The 577-nt window shown below is 68.0% G+C and carries 1 protein-coding gene; it reads left to right on the plus strand.

Translation table 11 applies throughout. The annotated features are described in order from the left end of the window. Positions 1 to 19 precede the first annotated feature (19 nt). Positions 20 to 210, plus strand: a 191-nt coding sequence (locus ASG47_RS20960; RefSeq protein WP_413813445.1) for an IS110 family transposase, incomplete at its 3' end; no start/stop codon positions are given. Positions 211 to 577 lie beyond the last annotated feature (367 nt).

The raw sequence follows: 577 nt of genomic DNA on the forward strand, positions 1-577 counted from the left end.
TGGCAAGCTGCGCCGCGCTCTGGAGCAGGCCGGAATAGCATTCTGTCGGGTTAATCCGGCACASGCGCGGGCCTTTGCCCGGGCCACCGGGCAGTTGGCCAAGACCGATAAGGTCGATGCGCAGATGTTGGCCCGGATGGCGCAGGCTTTACGGCCACATCCCCAGGCCGCCGCCGACGAGAGGCGCCGACTTTTAGGCGAGTTGGCGCGNGGTCGATGCGCAGATGTTGGCCCGGATGGCGCAGGCTTTRCGGCCACATCCCCAGGCCGCCGCCGACGAGAGGCGCCGRCTTTTAGGCGAGTTGGCGCGGCGCCGGGATCAATTGGTTGACATGCGCCGGGGCGAACTGACCCGCCAACAGGAGATGGCGGAACCCGAAATCCTGACCGACATCTSCGYCCATATCGAGCTGCTCACCAGCCGCATCGCTGTCTTCGACAGCCGGATCGCCGCGCTGATCGCGGCCACCGACGAGCTWGCACAGGCCCAGCGCCTCCTGCGGTCCATCCCTGGCATCGGCYTGGTCACCGCCACCACGCTGCTGGCCTTCCTGCCGGAGGCYGGCCATCGCTCGCC

The organism is Devosia sp. Leaf420, assembly GCF_001425445.1.
GTDB lineage: Bacteria > Pseudomonadota > Alphaproteobacteria > Rhizobiales > Devosiaceae > Devosia.